The sequence below is a fragment of the Providencia manganoxydans genome, assembly GCF_016618195.1.
GTDB classification, from domain to species: Bacteria; Pseudomonadota; Gammaproteobacteria; order Enterobacterales; family Enterobacteriaceae; genus Providencia; species Providencia manganoxydans.
Map to the genome: position 1 here is coordinate 4,241,704 of NZ_CP067099.1, position 13,822 is coordinate 4,255,525.

Genomic DNA, 13,822 nt, shown 5'->3' on the forward strand with positions numbered 1-13,822 from the left:
AAATAACTTTTTTAATCAAGAATAAAAGTTATTTAGAAAAAATAGACACGGAATAATTGTCAAAATAACACTTAACCTCTGAATTCTAATAAATCCTATTTAGAGTTATATCGTTATACCGATATCTAGAAAATGCCGTTTGTCTGATATATTGATATTCTGCTTTTTATTTACAGATAGATTACCTATTATAAAAAGGCCGAAGCACGCATACCTAATCAACACAACGAATATAAGGGTAATGTTAGCGTGGGTATTACCACACTAAATTCGTGTGCTGCATTAAATTAATATTTTGCATATTTTTTTCATAAAAACACAAAAAATTAGACGACTCAACTCAATGGATTCATCAATGAAAAATATCAAGTTGACCAAACTAGCCATCCTAACGTTATTGAGTGCAATGAGTGGCAGCACACTAGCGGGTGGACTAGTCCTTCCAGACAACAACTTAAGAAACGATCTTGCGTGGCTCTCAGAACGGAACGTTATCCAAATTAGCCTTTCGACTTGGCCGTTATCTTCAGAAGAAATTACCCGCGCGTTAAATAACGCCAATATCACCAATAATGAACAAGAAGCTCTTGTCCAACGTATCAAACAACAGCTCAACCGCACGAAGAACAGCGTTCAGCTACAAACCTACCTATCAACGGGTAAATCACCAATGCCACAAGGGTTCGCACAAAGCGAATACAGCGACTTCCGCTACACCGTTGAGGGTAACTACAGCACTGATGATGTTGATTTAAATTTAAAAGCCAATGCGGAACGCGCACTGCGAGTTGAAAATGGTTCCGACTACAACCTAAACGGCTCCTATGGCGGCGTTAAAGTGTGGAACCAATGGATAAGTTTTGGTGAGATCCCTCAATGGTGGGGGCCTGGCCATGATGGCAGCTTAATTCGTACTGACGCTGCAAGACCAGTAACAGGTTTCCTACTACAGCGTGCTGACCAAAGCCCATTTGAGACGCCTTGGCTTTCATGGATTGGCTCATGGCAATATCAGCTAACCGCAGGGCAAATTAAACAGTACTCCTCACAGCCGCATACTAAATTGATTGGCCTACGTATGACCATGAACCCAACTGACTTCTTTGAATTGGGCGGTTCACGTGTAGTCATGTGGGGTGGTGAAGGCCGTCCAAATAACTGGAATTCGTTCTGGAATGCCATGGCTGGTAGAGATAATACGGGCGATGTTAATGATGACCCAGGTAACCAACTTGCTGGCCTAGATGCAAAAATTAAACTTTATCCGCTAATTGGTTTACCTGTCAGTATTTATGGTCAAATGATCGGTGAAGACGAAGCTGGCATGTTCCCATCGAAAAATGCGTTCATGGGCGGTATTGAAGGTTATCACACCGCTTGGGGTCAACCTCTGAGCTGGTATATTGAAGGCGCCAATACGCATACCGAGTGGAATAAAAATGGCGTGATGTATCGTCACTTTATTTATAAAGACGGTTATTACCAACAAGGTGCCCCACTAGGCCATGCAATGGGCGGTGACGGTCGCATGATATCAGGGAAAGTAGAATATACCCTTGATGATGATAACCGTGTCAGCACTCGCTTAGTGTATGCCAAGGTCAATAAAGAAAGTTATCCACAAAATAAAGCCTATCCAAGATCCGAAACCATTAAAGGTATTGATTTAGGTTGGTGGCATAACTTTGATGACCGAGTTAATACCGATGCTAAAGTCTGGGTTTCTCAATCAGATTACAACACACGTGATGACGTGGGTGCATCCGTTATGGTTACCCTGCCATTTAAGTGGTAGTAGTTGGTTTAAATAATTCGAGTTATAAGTAGTCGGTAAGTCAAGATAGTCGGGGAGCATAAGTAAACTGTGTGACCCGTCTAACTGAGTACAGTTGTCACACCTCAACAGAGAACATTGCAACTTGCAGTATGACGAGTAGATACTCTAAATAATTCGAGATGCAGGTAGGCGACAAGCGAAGATAGGCGGGGAGCATAGATAACTATGTGACTCAGCTAGCTGAGCGCAGTCACCACACCTCAACCCAAAGCGTTGCAACTTGCAGTATGACGAGTAGATACTCTAAATAATTCAAGGTGCAACTAGGCGACAAGTGAGTGAGACGCTAGGAGCATACATCAGTATGTGACTGGCGCGAATGAGCGCAGTCAACACCCCTGTATCTTGAAGTATGACGAGTACCGTGTTGTTATTTATTCACCCCCCAACTACACTTCATTATATCGACATAAAAGACAATAAACGTCGGTAAAATTAATTTACTCTAGACGCTTATTAATTGTTTTCAGATAATTTATAGTTGTTTTTTATTAATAAAACACTGTTTACGCGTTTGAAACACAATTAATGAACAATAATTATGTTTCTCTAAGTTATTTAACTTAAATCAACACGGTACTAATGTGCCAATAGATACTTAGCGTCAATAAATAGAATACCTCGATAAAATATAAGGTTATTTTCATCAGCCCTAAAATAAAATTTCAGACTTTCGGCAAGCGATGATTAGAATACGCATAACATAATAATTTAAAAGAAGTTATATAATTGACTGGATAAATAAGACTATTCTCTAAGACAATTACACCAATAGTCACAACCTATATTTAATGCTATTATTAGGCGCATTTGCTTGACCGTGTCAGTGCAGAGGCATACTCTTTCACGAGTATAAAATGATAAGAAATGCTTATCAATTGACCAGTTGCGAAAAAAGGTAACATTTTCAATTAATAAGCGTGACTACAGAATTCAATGGTGCTCTGGGACCCGACAACCCAGTGCGGTAGCTATGGTCTAACCTAATTAAATCATGAACATTTATACCATAGTTAAATCCCTCCTTACTTAATAGATTATTAATTAGCAAGGTTTTCAGTGAAAATATTAGTTACTGGTGGTGCAGGCTTTATTGGTTCTGCGGTTGTTCGTCATATTATTAATAATACCAATGACGCTATTATTAATGTCGACAAACTAACTTATGCAGGAAATTTAGAGTCGCTTAATTCTGTTTGTGAAAATAATCGCTATACATTTATTCAAGCAGATATTTGTGATGCAAAATTAATTACAGATATATTTAAGCAACATCAACCTGATGCCATAATGCACTTAGCAGCCGAATCACATGTTGACCGTTCTATTGATGGCCCAAGTGAGTTTATCCAAACCAATATTATTGGTACTTACACATTATTAGAAGCCGCGCGCCAATATTGGAATCAACTCCCAACAGATAAAAAAGCCGCCTTCCGCTTTCACCATATATCCACTGATGAAGTCTATGGCGACCTTGAATCAACAACAGATCTTTTCACTGAAACAACACCATATGCGCCAAGTAGCCCTTACTCTGCGTCAAAAGCGTCTAGTGATCATTTAGTCAGAGCGTGGCAACGTACCTATGGTTTACCAACCATCGTAACAAACTGCTCTAATAACTATGGTCCATTCCACTACCCTGAAAAACTGATCCCTTTAATCATCTTAAATGCATTAGAAGGAAAAGCTCTGCCTGTTTACGGTAACGGACAACAGATCAGAGATTGGTTATATGTAGAAGACCATGCACGAGCGCTCTATAAAGTCGTTACTGAAGGTAAGATTGGTGAAACTTACAATATTGGCGGTCACAATGAAAAAGCCAACATTGATGTGGTAAAAACAATTTGCAGCATTCTTGAAGAACTCGTACCAAACAAACCGAATAATATTGAGAATTATAGCGATCTGATTACTTATGTGACTGATAGGCCAGGTCACGACTTACGTTATGCCATTGATGCTACAAAAATTAAAAATGAACTGAACTGGGTACCGGGCGAAACATTTGAAACGGGTCTACGTAAAACGGTTGAATGGTATTTAAGTAATTCAGAGTGGGTAGAACATATTAAGAGTGGTAGCTATCAACAATGGTTACAACAACACTACGGAAATAGTGAAAAATGAAAATCCTTCTTTTAGGAAAAAATGGGCAAGTTGGATGGGAACTCCAACGGGCATTATCTCCACTAGGAGAACTGTTCGCATTAGATCGGCATTCAGATATTTATTGTGGTGATCTAACTAAACCAATAGAATTAGCTAAAACTATTCTTAAAATAAAACCAAACGTTATTGTAAATGCCGCTGCATATACAGCCGTTGATAAAGCTGAAAGTGAGCCCGAGTTAGCTAAGTTAGTTAATAGTGAATCAGTTAAAGTAATTGCTGAATCTGCACAAAAAATCAATGCATTGCTGATTCACTATTCAACAGACTATGTATTCTCAGGAGAAGGTAATCATTACTGGGGTGAAAGTGATCAGACATCTTCACTAAATGTTTATGGTCAAACTAAACTTGAAGGTGAATTGTATATTCAAAAGTATTGTACTAACTATTTAATCTTACGTACTAGTTGGGTTTATTCTACGTTTGGTAACAATTTCGCTAAAACTATTCTTAACTTAGCAAAAAATCGAGAAAAATTATCAGTTATTAACGACCAGTATGGGGCTCCAACTAGTGCTGAACTTATCGCCGATTGTACCGCTATAGCATTAACACAAGTTTTACAAAACAAAAATAACTCAGGGATTTACCATTTGGTATCATCTGGTGAAATCAACTGGTATGAATATGCAAAACTAGTGATAGAAGAAGCTAAAAAAAATAATATTAAATTAACTTGTAATGAGCTTAGTCCAATACCTGCAACTAGCTATCCTCTCCCTGCCAAACGTCCATATAATTCAAGAATGAATAATACAAAATTTAAAGAAACCTTTAATGTAAATTTGCCTGAGTGGCAAGAAGGTATTATTCGCTTGATGAAAGAACTTTCAAATTATCAATAATAAAATTTCATTATGAATAAAAAATATAAAGGCATTATCTTAGCCGGAGGATCTGGAACTCGTTTATATCCTGTAACAATGGCTGTTAGTAAGCAATTGTTACCTGTTTACGATAAACCTATGATCTATTATCCATTAAGTACTTTAATGTTGGCGGGAATCCGAGATATCTTAATTATCAGTACTCCCCAAGATACCCCTAGATTCCAGCAATTATTAGGTGATGGAAACCAATGGGGGTTAAACCTAGAATATAAAATTCAAGAGAGTCCTGATGGTCTGGCACAAGCATTCATTATTGGCGAAGAGTTTATAGGAAGTGACCATTGTGCCCTAGTACTTGGTGATAATATCTTCTATGGTCATGATTTACAAAGACAACTCGAGAAAGCAACTGAAAAAGAGTCAGGAGCAACAGTTTTTGCCTATCATGTTAATGATCCTGAAAGATATGGTGTAGTTGAATTTGATCAGTCCGGTATTGCAATCTCTTTAGAAGAGAAGCCTAAAAAACCGAAAAGTAACTATGCTGTTACAGGTCTATATTTCTATGATAATAGTGTTATCCAACTTGCAAAAGAGCTTAAGCCTTCAGAGCGAGGAGAGCTAGAGATTACGGATATAAATAAACTTTACTTAGAGAAAGGTAACTTATCTGTTGCAATGATGGGTCGAGGCTACGCATGGCTGGATACAGGAACTCATCAAAGCCTAATTGATGCAGGAAATTTCATTCAAACCTTAGAAGAACGACAAGGTCTAAAAGTTGCTTGTCCAGAAGAAATTGCATATAGGAAAGGTTTCATTAGTGCCGACGATGTGAAAAAATTAGCTAAGCCTTTAGCAAAAAATGATTATGGAAAATATCTACTTAGAATGGTTAAAAATAAATGAATATTATCGATACAAATATACCTGACGTCAAAATTATAGAACCTAAAGTATTCGGTGATGAAAGAGGTTTCTTTATGGAAACCTGGAACCAGAAAAAGTTTGAGAAGCTAGTTACAAGGCAGCCTACTATATTTGTTCAAGATAATCATTCCAAATCAAAAAAAGGTATTTTACGAGGACTTCACTACCAAACAGAAAACACCCAAGGAAAACTAGTTCGAGTAATTTCTGGAGAAGTCTTCGATGTTGCTGTTGATATTAGAAAACACTCTCCCTATTTTGGGCAATGGATAGGAGTTTATCTTTCCGCAGAAAATAAACGTCAACTCTGGATTCCTGAAGGATTTGCCCACGGTTTTTATGTAACCAGCAATGATGCAGAATTTGCCTATAAATGTACTGATTATTATAATCCAAAATCTGAGCTATCAATTGCATGGAATGATCCTGACTTATTAATTAATTGGCCAATAGCTATAAATACCCCTATTCTATTATCTTTAAAAGATAAAAGTGCAATGTCTTTCCAGAAAATAAAAGATATAATTTAAAAATATTAAGCGTTTGTGTTAAATAATTTGAATTGTTGATTAGCTAAAGTAATTTCATAAACAACACATTCATACGGTATGAATAGATACTACTCTAAAACAATTAATTATCTATTCTAAAGTTCTTATTGATAGCTAGTTAGTTGATGCTCAAAAAGACATAACTGTTAAGTATTTTCCACTTCATCAAAGTTTTGATAACCAAATATATTGATGAGTACCCTTAGCCTGATTTTGAGATAAGACTAGACAGAAATTATTTTTACCGTATTGATATACTAAAAATAAAGTACCCATCTGAGGGTTCTGAAACAATCTAATAAGGTTTTATAATATTCACTCCATCAATAGATTTTATACATTACTGCTGATAGTTCAGTGAAAAGTTAGTTAGTTAGTTAGTTAGTTAGTTAGTTAGTTAGTTAGTTAGTTAGTTAATAAGCGTTAATATATAGTATTCCTAAAATTCTCATTGACCTGTATCAAAGATCGTATAGAATTTTATTGAACACACTTTAAATATTATTTAATAATTCGCTATTTTAAATTAGATAATTAAAATTTAGACCTAATCTAGGACCATCTCAAGATAAAACTCTATAATATAGTTGATTAATATAAACCATAATGTTAAAAAAAAATAAAGATCCAAAAATGAAAGTTATTTCTAATACCATTATAGTTTACGCAAAAATGGCCTTATTAATAGGAATATCTTTATATACAGTTCGTGAATTATTAAACAATTTAGGAGTAGATAGCTATGGAATATTTACCTTAAGCGCTGGGTTAATTACCGTTTTTACTTTTTTGAATTCGGCAATGTCAATATCCACACAACGTTATTTATCATTTTATCAAGGCACTAGCAAACTTGATATGCAAAATAATGTTTTCGTCGCAAGTTTAATACTACATTTTTTTATAGCTATAATAACAACATTTATTTTATTTTCTATTATCCCTATACTATTTAGTGTTAATGGGGTTTTAGATATAGAAGCTCAGTTCCTTAATGATGCTAAAAATCTATATATGTGCATGATAGTCACATTATTTTTTACTATTGTATCAGTTCCATTTGTAGCTACTTTATTTTCAAGGGAAAATATCTTATTAGACTCCATCATACTGATACTACAAGCTTTATTAAAGCTAATAGCAGCTAAAATAATATGTTTTTATCCAGCATCTGAAAGACTAACTATTTATGGATTACTTTTGATTGTAATTAGCGGACTAACATTTTTTTTCTATGCTTTCTATTGTTGTATACATTATTCTGAATGTAGAATAAAAAAACAAACTAAATCTAAAAGTTTATTCAAAGAGATGTCTTCTTTTGCTGGTTGGAATCTATATACTAATTTATGTTATGTTCTTAATACTCAAGGATTAAATATTGTATTGAATATTTTTTTAGGCACCAAGATAAATGCGGCATATGGAATAGCTTCACAAGTTAATGGTCAAGTGAGAGAATTATCACTATCATTATTACGTGCATTAAATCCACAAATAATGAAAAGTGAAGGAATGGAGAAAAGGGAAAGAACAGTTAAATTATCAATGCTTGCAAGTAAGGTAGGTTTCTTTCTTGTATCAATTGTAGCTATCCCCGCAATGTATGTTATGCCTAAAATACTAGAACTTTGGCTTAATATCGTCCCTGAATTTACTGCTAACATTTGTATATTTCTTTTGTTTTCTAGTATTATAAATCAACTCACTATAGGGATAACCTCAGCAATACAGGCAATAGGAAATATAAAACGATTTCAATTAATTATAGGTACGACAGCCCTTATTACTTTACCTATTAGTTATTTTCTACTTAAGCTTGGTAACTCAATTTATAGTGTCTTGATTTTAATAATCTTAATTGAAATTCTTACTGGTTATATAAAATTATATTTCTTTGCTCATCTATGTAATATGAAAATCAAAACATATTTTGTAGACTGTATTTTTAGAACCACAGTGTCTTTATTAGTATCTATGACTTTAGGATATTTTTTCATTACGCTAGTAGGCTTTAATTTTTTTTGGCTTATCCCATTTATTATAATGTTTGTTATTTACCCTCCGATTTTTTATTTCATTGGGTTTAATAATCATGAAAAAATTAGTTTCAAAAATATCGTTAGCAACATTAAACCAAAACTTAAAGGTTTATAATTATGTCTTTAAAAAATGACTATCCTATAGTATCAATAATTATACCTATTTATAATGTTGAAAAATATCTTTCTCTATGCATTGAATCCATTATTGAACAAACATATTCAAATCTTGAAATTATTTTAATAAATGATGGCTCTCCAGATAATTCTAGTAATATAATCAATAATTATGCATCTAAAGATAAAAGAATTAAATCTATACATATAAATAATAAAGGTGTCAGTGCAGCAAGGAATTTAGGTTTAGATATCGCAACAGGAGAGTATATTGTATTTGTAGATGCAGATGATTATTTGAGTATTGATTTTGTTTCTTATATGTTAGATATCTTTAATAAAACTCAATGTGACTTTGCAATGTCTAAAAACTGCTTTAAAGTACCTGGTGATAAAATTCAAATTAAAAATGATAATGTAATAAAAATATCATCACATGAAGCATCCACATTATTAATGTATCCCGATGTTGTTGATATCGGTTGCTGGAACAAAATGTTTAGCACTCGATTTTTATTGAAAAATAAAATCAAATTTCCTGAAAACTTTTATATGGGTGAAGGCCTAAACTTTATTATCTTAGCTGCCCAGCAATCAAAATGTGTTGGTGTTGGCAATAAAAAAGTATACTACTATCGAAAAGATAATATGACTAGTGCTACAACTGTCTTAAATGTTAAAAAGTATATTAATGCGCTATATGCAATTGATAATATAGAAAAAAACTCCACCATCGTCTCAAGTGAATTTAAAAAAGCGCTAATGCTACATAAATATTTAACCATATTTGCCACAATTAGAGCAATATTAATAAAAAACAAAAAAAATGAATTTAGCATTGAATATAATGAATACATGTTTTTCTTAAGAAAAAACATGTTTAGAATATTAGCTGAACGAATAAGTTTAAGAAAAAAAACTATAGTCTTTCTTTATTGCTTAAATCCAGTATTGGCATCAAAAATAACTAAACTTTTAAATAAGTTAAAGTAATAGCCTGACCCATTATCATATAATAGTATTTGTTCATTATTCTAATCAGAGATAATAATTTTTAATATGAAAAGTAATATAAAAAAAAGTGTTGGTGTACTAACTATGCATAGAGTAATAAACTATGGTTCATTTTTACAAGCATACGCTACACAAAAAATAGTCACAGACTTAGGCTTTAAGTGTGAGATTATAGACTATGTTTTTCCAAATGAATGGCATTACACACACGGATTAAATAAAAACAAAAATCTCAAAAAATTTATTTCTGATAACATATATAAATTAGGATTAATAAAAAGTCATAGAAAAAGAAAGCATATAAATAACGCAATAAAAAAATATCTTCACCTTTCACCTATCTATAGAAATCCTACACAAATTACGAATACACCACCGAACTATGATATCTACATTACAGGCAGTGATCAAACTTGGAATACTAAGCACACAAGGGGTGATACTACTTTCTTATTATCATTTGCACCTAATAACTCAAAAAAAATCTCATTTTCCGCAAGTATAGCAGGGGATAGTCTAGATGATGTGTATAGAGATAATTTCCAAAAATACCTAAGAAAATATGATGCTATTTCAATTCGAGATTCTAATGGTAATAAAGTTATAGAAGAAATGATTAATAGGCCGGCAGAAATAACCCTTGACCCAACACTAATTTTAGATCATAACAGTTGGGCTACCTTTGCAAGTTATGGAACACCAAGATTTCAAGAATCAAATTATATAGTTTTTTATTTGATTACGCATTCATTTGACCCCACTCCATATATATATGAATTGTTAAAAAAACTGCAAGAAAAAGTAGGTTTGAAAGTCTATTCCTTTACAAAAATTCCTGAACAGTTTAATATTGATTATATAAATTGTTCAGATATATGCATAGAGCACTTTATACAACTATTCAAAAATGCCTCATTTGTTGTTACATCATCATTTCACGGAACTGCTTTTTCTGCTAATTTTGGAATTCCTATGTATTCTGTAGTTGATGATATAAATAATAGAGATGATAGACAAGCATCTTTATTATCCAAACTCGGAATAAGCAATTGTCTTGTTCCTGTAGGGACAATATTTGAAAATATTGATCCAACATACAATTTTGAAGAAGAGCAAGCTAAACTCAGTTTTATGCGTGAAGAATCAATAAGGTATCTAATTAAAAACTTAGTTTAGATACTATTGGTGTATAAATACCGCTAATAAAAATATACCGATAGTGAATGTAACCATATACTTTATATTTTATATCATACTTAATACATACTCCAATGATTACTCTCTATTCGATTTTTATCTTTGTTGCAATTGGTTATTTACTACAGTTATTTAACATTATAGGTAACAACATTAATGATAAATTACTTTTACTAGTTGTAGCTTATCTCTTAATATTACTAGCCGGATTGAATACTACTAGTAATGATTATAGAGAATATATAGATATGTTTATGCGAGCATCAATGCTCCCATTAGACCAATATAATCAAATACATGGGGAATTCTTTTTTCTAGCTATAACTGGATTTATTTATAATATGTTTGGCTCACATGAATATGTTTTTGTGTTCATTGCAACCATCAGTATATTCATAACATTTTATATAATATTTAAAGATAGCCAGCTAGCTTTTTTATCTATATTGATTTATCTTTCTCATGCTTTTTTAAATAAAGAAATGATCCAAATAAGGGCTGGAATAACAAGTGCTATAGTATTATTTGCTATTTCCATGCAGGCAAAAGGTCAAAAGTGGAACTCCCTATTATTAATCCTCTTATCTGGGCTATTTCATAGTTCAGGATTTATTGCTATTATACCACATTTAATTTGTAGATTTGTAAAGGACTCTAATCAAGTAAAACTATCTTATTGCTTAATAACTTTAGCGTGTGTTTTTTATATCCTAGATGGTTTCAAATTATCAATACCGGTGCTTCAATCTCTAGGTTTACTATCTGATAGTGTACAGAACTATTTAGTATGGGATGAATACAACTACGACTTAGGCATTCTTAACCCAAATACAGTAAAACAGTTGATAGTGCTAATCTTAGCAATGTATTATTTCAACGAAAATAAATTCTATGCAACTTATTACTGCTACTTTTATATTGGTATTTCTTGGCTTATAGCATTTTCGTCTACTGCTATTATTGCAGCTCGTGTTTCATCTATATTAAGTGTTTCTGAATTAATTCTTATTCCCGCTATCGTACTGAATGCAAAAAAGAATCGAATTATTTTAGGGTGCTTCTTTTTGTTTCTTTATTCTGCAATGTTTATCATAAATATTGAATATAAGGAAATTATAAAAAATCTCGAATTAGGAGTATTTTGATTGAACCATATTAAATATAGCCTTATTTTAGCAACCTTAAATCCGAAGTTAAACCTATTATTACGTCTTTTAGATAGCTTATCGAATCAATCCATAAAGAACTTTGAACTAATCGTAGTTGACCAATCAACACAACCAGTCAACAAAGATCTTATTAACAATAAGTATAGTGATTTTTTTAATATTTATTTTACTACGAGCAAAAAAGGCCTTTCTAGAGCTAGAAATTTAGGGGCTAGGTTTGCTAAAGGAGAGTTTTTGCTATTTCCTGATGATGATTGTTGGTATGACTGTGATTTTTTCTATCTGTTAACGAAATATGTTAATAATGAAAATAACAAAATCTTAACATTTAGAGCGGCAAATGATCAAAACATAAATATTGCAAAATTTGACTCTCAGCCCGGTCTCTGTGATAAGTTTAATATATGGAGACGTGTTTCATCAATCAGCTTGTGCGTTAAAAAAGATATATTTGAGGACTTATCAGGTTTTGATGAAAACCTAGGTCTTGGCTCTGGGACCTTGACAGGTGCATGTGAAGATATTGAGCTTCCTCTAAGAGCGATGTCATTAAATTTATCTGTTAAATATAACCCAGTAATTGTTGCCAGACATGATATTCCAATGCAGAGAGATTATAATTTAGTTATCCATAGAGCTAAAACTCATATGTTTAGTGTTGGATACTTATATAAGAAATACAACTACCCTTTGAGTTTTATTTTATTTTCTATTTCAAAAAATATAGCAGGAATACTTTTATACACATTTAGATTCAATAAAAAAATGGCTAAATACCATTATTATACCGCTCTTGGAAAAATCAACGGTTACTTAAGCAATGATAATATCAAAAACTGATGAAACTAATATAAATATAGCCTTTGTTGTCACCTCACTCTCGAATAAAGGACCTATTATTGTTATAAAAGATATTATTGAAAATTTACCAGTTAATTGGGAAATTACAATTTATTACTTTGATGATATAATAGAAGTGGATTTTCCCAACCATGTAACTCTAACAAAAATCACAAATTTCAGAACAAAAATAGATTTATCTATACATGATATAGTGCACTCGCACCTACTCAGAGCTGATATTTTTTGTTTTATGAACCGTAAAAGTATAAATACCCATGTTGTTACATTACACTCCGATATATTAAAAGACCTTCGAATGTCACATGGTACCTTTGTTGGAAGTTTATCAGGATTATTTTGGAAGTATATTTTAAGCTATGCCGACCATGTCGTTTTTTTAACCAAATTACAACTTGAACAACACACTAACCTCAAGCACCACTCTGTCATTTATAATGGTAGACCTACAGCTCCAGCTGATATTAGAAGTAATGACTATCTATTAAATATAAAATCACTAAACAAAGATTGCATAATATTAGGGGCTTGTGCAAATGTTGTAAAACGTAAAGGTTTTGATCAAATCATAGATTTAATGACAAGAGCTGATGCTCAGCAATACCTTTTCGTACTTGTTGGTGACGGCCCTGAGTTAGAAAATTTAAAACAATACTCACACGATAAAAGGGTTAGTTCACGATGTTTTTTTATAGAAAAAACACAAAATGTTCAACAATATTTAGTCTTGTTCGACATTTTTGTCATGACATCTCATTCTGAAGGAATGCCACTAGCATTATTAGAAGCAGCTTCTTGCAACTTACCTATTGTTTGTTCATCTCTTCCCGTAATAAATGAAATATTTACTTCAAATGAAATTTCTTTTTATAATTATGGCGACATTGATTCATTATCAAAATCAATTATATTTGCTATAAATAATTCTGCTATGCTAGCTAAAAATGCCAATTATAAATTTAGACATAATTATACCGATTTAATTATGTCTAAAAAATATAAGGAACTATATTTGGCCTTAAAAAACGCCTCTTACATTAATAAAAATTAACAATGTGACTTAAAGTATCACGACTATAACATTTAACCATAA

Annotated in this window: 11 protein-coding genes; all 11 read left to right on the forward strand. The window is 32.3% G+C overall.

The genetic code is table 11. The features are described from left to right. Positions 1 to 355 precede the first annotated feature (355 nt). The 11 genes from JI723_RS19400 to JI723_RS19450 all read left to right on the forward strand — a co-directional run bounded on the left by JI723_RS19400 (position 356) and on the right by JI723_RS19450 (position 13,780). Entirely contained in the window at positions 356 to 1,795 is a 1,440-nt protein-coding gene (locus JI723_RS19400; RefSeq protein ID WP_272580769.1) for a capsule assembly Wzi family protein, read from the forward strand. 1,101 nt (positions 1,796 to 2,896) lie between these two features. Continuing rightward, entirely contained in the window at positions 2,897 to 3,973 is a 1,077-nt protein-coding gene (rfbB, locus tag JI723_RS19405; RefSeq protein ID WP_337979651.1) for a dTDP-glucose 4,6-dehydratase, read from the forward strand. Beyond that, on the forward strand, positions 3,970 to 4,863 hold the full coding sequence (gene rfbD / locus JI723_RS19410) for a dTDP-4-dehydrorhamnose reductase (RefSeq protein ID WP_337979652.1): 894 nt from the start codon (positions 3,970 to 3,972) through the stop codon (positions 4,861 to 4,863). Before rfbB ends, rfbD begins: the two co-directional genes overlap by 4 nt. Before the next feature lie 12 nt (positions 4,864 to 4,875). Then, positions 4,876 to 5,757, forward strand: coding sequence for a glucose-1-phosphate thymidylyltransferase RfbA (rfbA, locus tag JI723_RS19415; protein WP_337979653.1), 882 nt, complete (start codon positions 4,876 to 4,878; stop codon positions 5,755 to 5,757). Continuing rightward, complete coding sequence (gene rfbC / locus JI723_RS19420; RefSeq protein ID WP_337979654.1) at positions 5,754 to 6,308, forward strand: dTDP-4-dehydrorhamnose 3,5-epimerase; 555 nt, start codon at positions 5,754 to 5,756, stop codon at positions 6,306 to 6,308. Before rfbA ends, rfbC begins: the two co-directional genes overlap by 4 nt. 654 nt (positions 6,309 to 6,962) lie before the next feature. Then, positions 6,963 to 8,486 (forward strand): MATE family efflux transporter, encoded by a 1,524-nt coding sequence (locus tag JI723_RS19425; RefSeq protein ID WP_337979655.1) that lies wholly within the window; start codon positions 6,963 to 6,965, stop codon positions 8,484 to 8,486. 2 nt (positions 8,487 to 8,488) lie between these two features. Continuing rightward, entirely contained in the window at positions 8,489 to 9,481 is a 993-nt protein-coding gene (locus tag JI723_RS19430) for a glycosyltransferase family 2 protein (RefSeq protein WP_337979656.1), read from the forward strand. Between the two features lie 66 nt (positions 9,482 to 9,547). Then, a complete protein-coding gene (locus JI723_RS19435) occupies positions 9,548 to 10,678 on the forward strand; it encodes a polysaccharide pyruvyl transferase family protein (RefSeq protein ID WP_337979657.1) in 1,131 nt (376 codons plus the stop codon). Between the two features lie 95 nt (positions 10,679 to 10,773). Beyond that, positions 10,774 to 11,844: an EpsG family protein gene (locus tag JI723_RS19440; protein ID WP_337979658.1), complete on the forward strand. Its 1,071-nt coding sequence runs from the start codon at positions 10,774 to 10,776 to the stop codon at positions 11,842 to 11,844. Then, positions 11,845 to 12,708, forward strand: a complete 864-nt coding sequence (locus JI723_RS19445) for a glycosyltransferase family 2 protein (protein ID WP_337979659.1) — start codon at positions 11,845 to 11,847, stop codon at positions 12,706 to 12,708. Then, entirely contained in the window at positions 12,689 to 13,780 is a 1,092-nt protein-coding gene (locus tag JI723_RS19450; RefSeq protein ID WP_337979660.1) for a glycosyltransferase family 4 protein, read from the forward strand. Before JI723_RS19445 ends, JI723_RS19450 begins: the two co-directional genes overlap by 20 nt. The last annotated feature ends 42 nt before the right edge of the window (positions 13,781 to 13,822 follow it).

Bases quoted from the DNA above. Each gene is read 5' to 3' on its own strand.
- JI723_RS19425 (WP_337979655.1), top strand. From the start codon at position 6,963: ATGAAAGTTATTTCTAATACCATTATAGTTTACGCAAAAATGGCCTTA.
- JI723_RS19400 (WP_272580769.1), top strand. From the start codon at position 356: ATGAAAAATATCAAGTTGACCAAACTAGCCATCCTAACGTTATTGAGT.
- rfbD (WP_337979652.1), top strand. From the start codon at position 3,970: ATGAAAATCCTTCTTTTAGGAAAAAATGGGCAAGTTGGATGGGAACTC.
- rfbA (WP_337979653.1), top strand. From the start codon at position 4,876: ATGAATAAAAAATATAAAGGCATTATCTTAGCCGGAGGATCTGGAACT.
- JI723_RS19440 (WP_337979658.1), top strand. From the start codon at position 10,774: ATGATTACTCTCTATTCGATTTTTATCTTTGTTGCAATTGGTTATTTA.
- JI723_RS19430 (WP_337979656.1), top strand. From the start codon at position 8,489: ATGTCTTTAAAAAATGACTATCCTATAGTATCAATAATTATACCTATT.
- JI723_RS19450 (WP_337979660.1), top strand. From the start codon at position 12,689: ATGATAATATCAAAAACTGATGAAACTAATATAAATATAGCCTTTGTT.
- JI723_RS19435 (WP_337979657.1), top strand. From the start codon at position 9,548: ATGAAAAGTAATATAAAAAAAAGTGTTGGTGTACTAACTATGCATAGA.
- rfbC (WP_337979654.1), top strand. From the start codon at position 5,754: ATGAATATTATCGATACAAATATACCTGACGTCAAAATTATAGAACCT.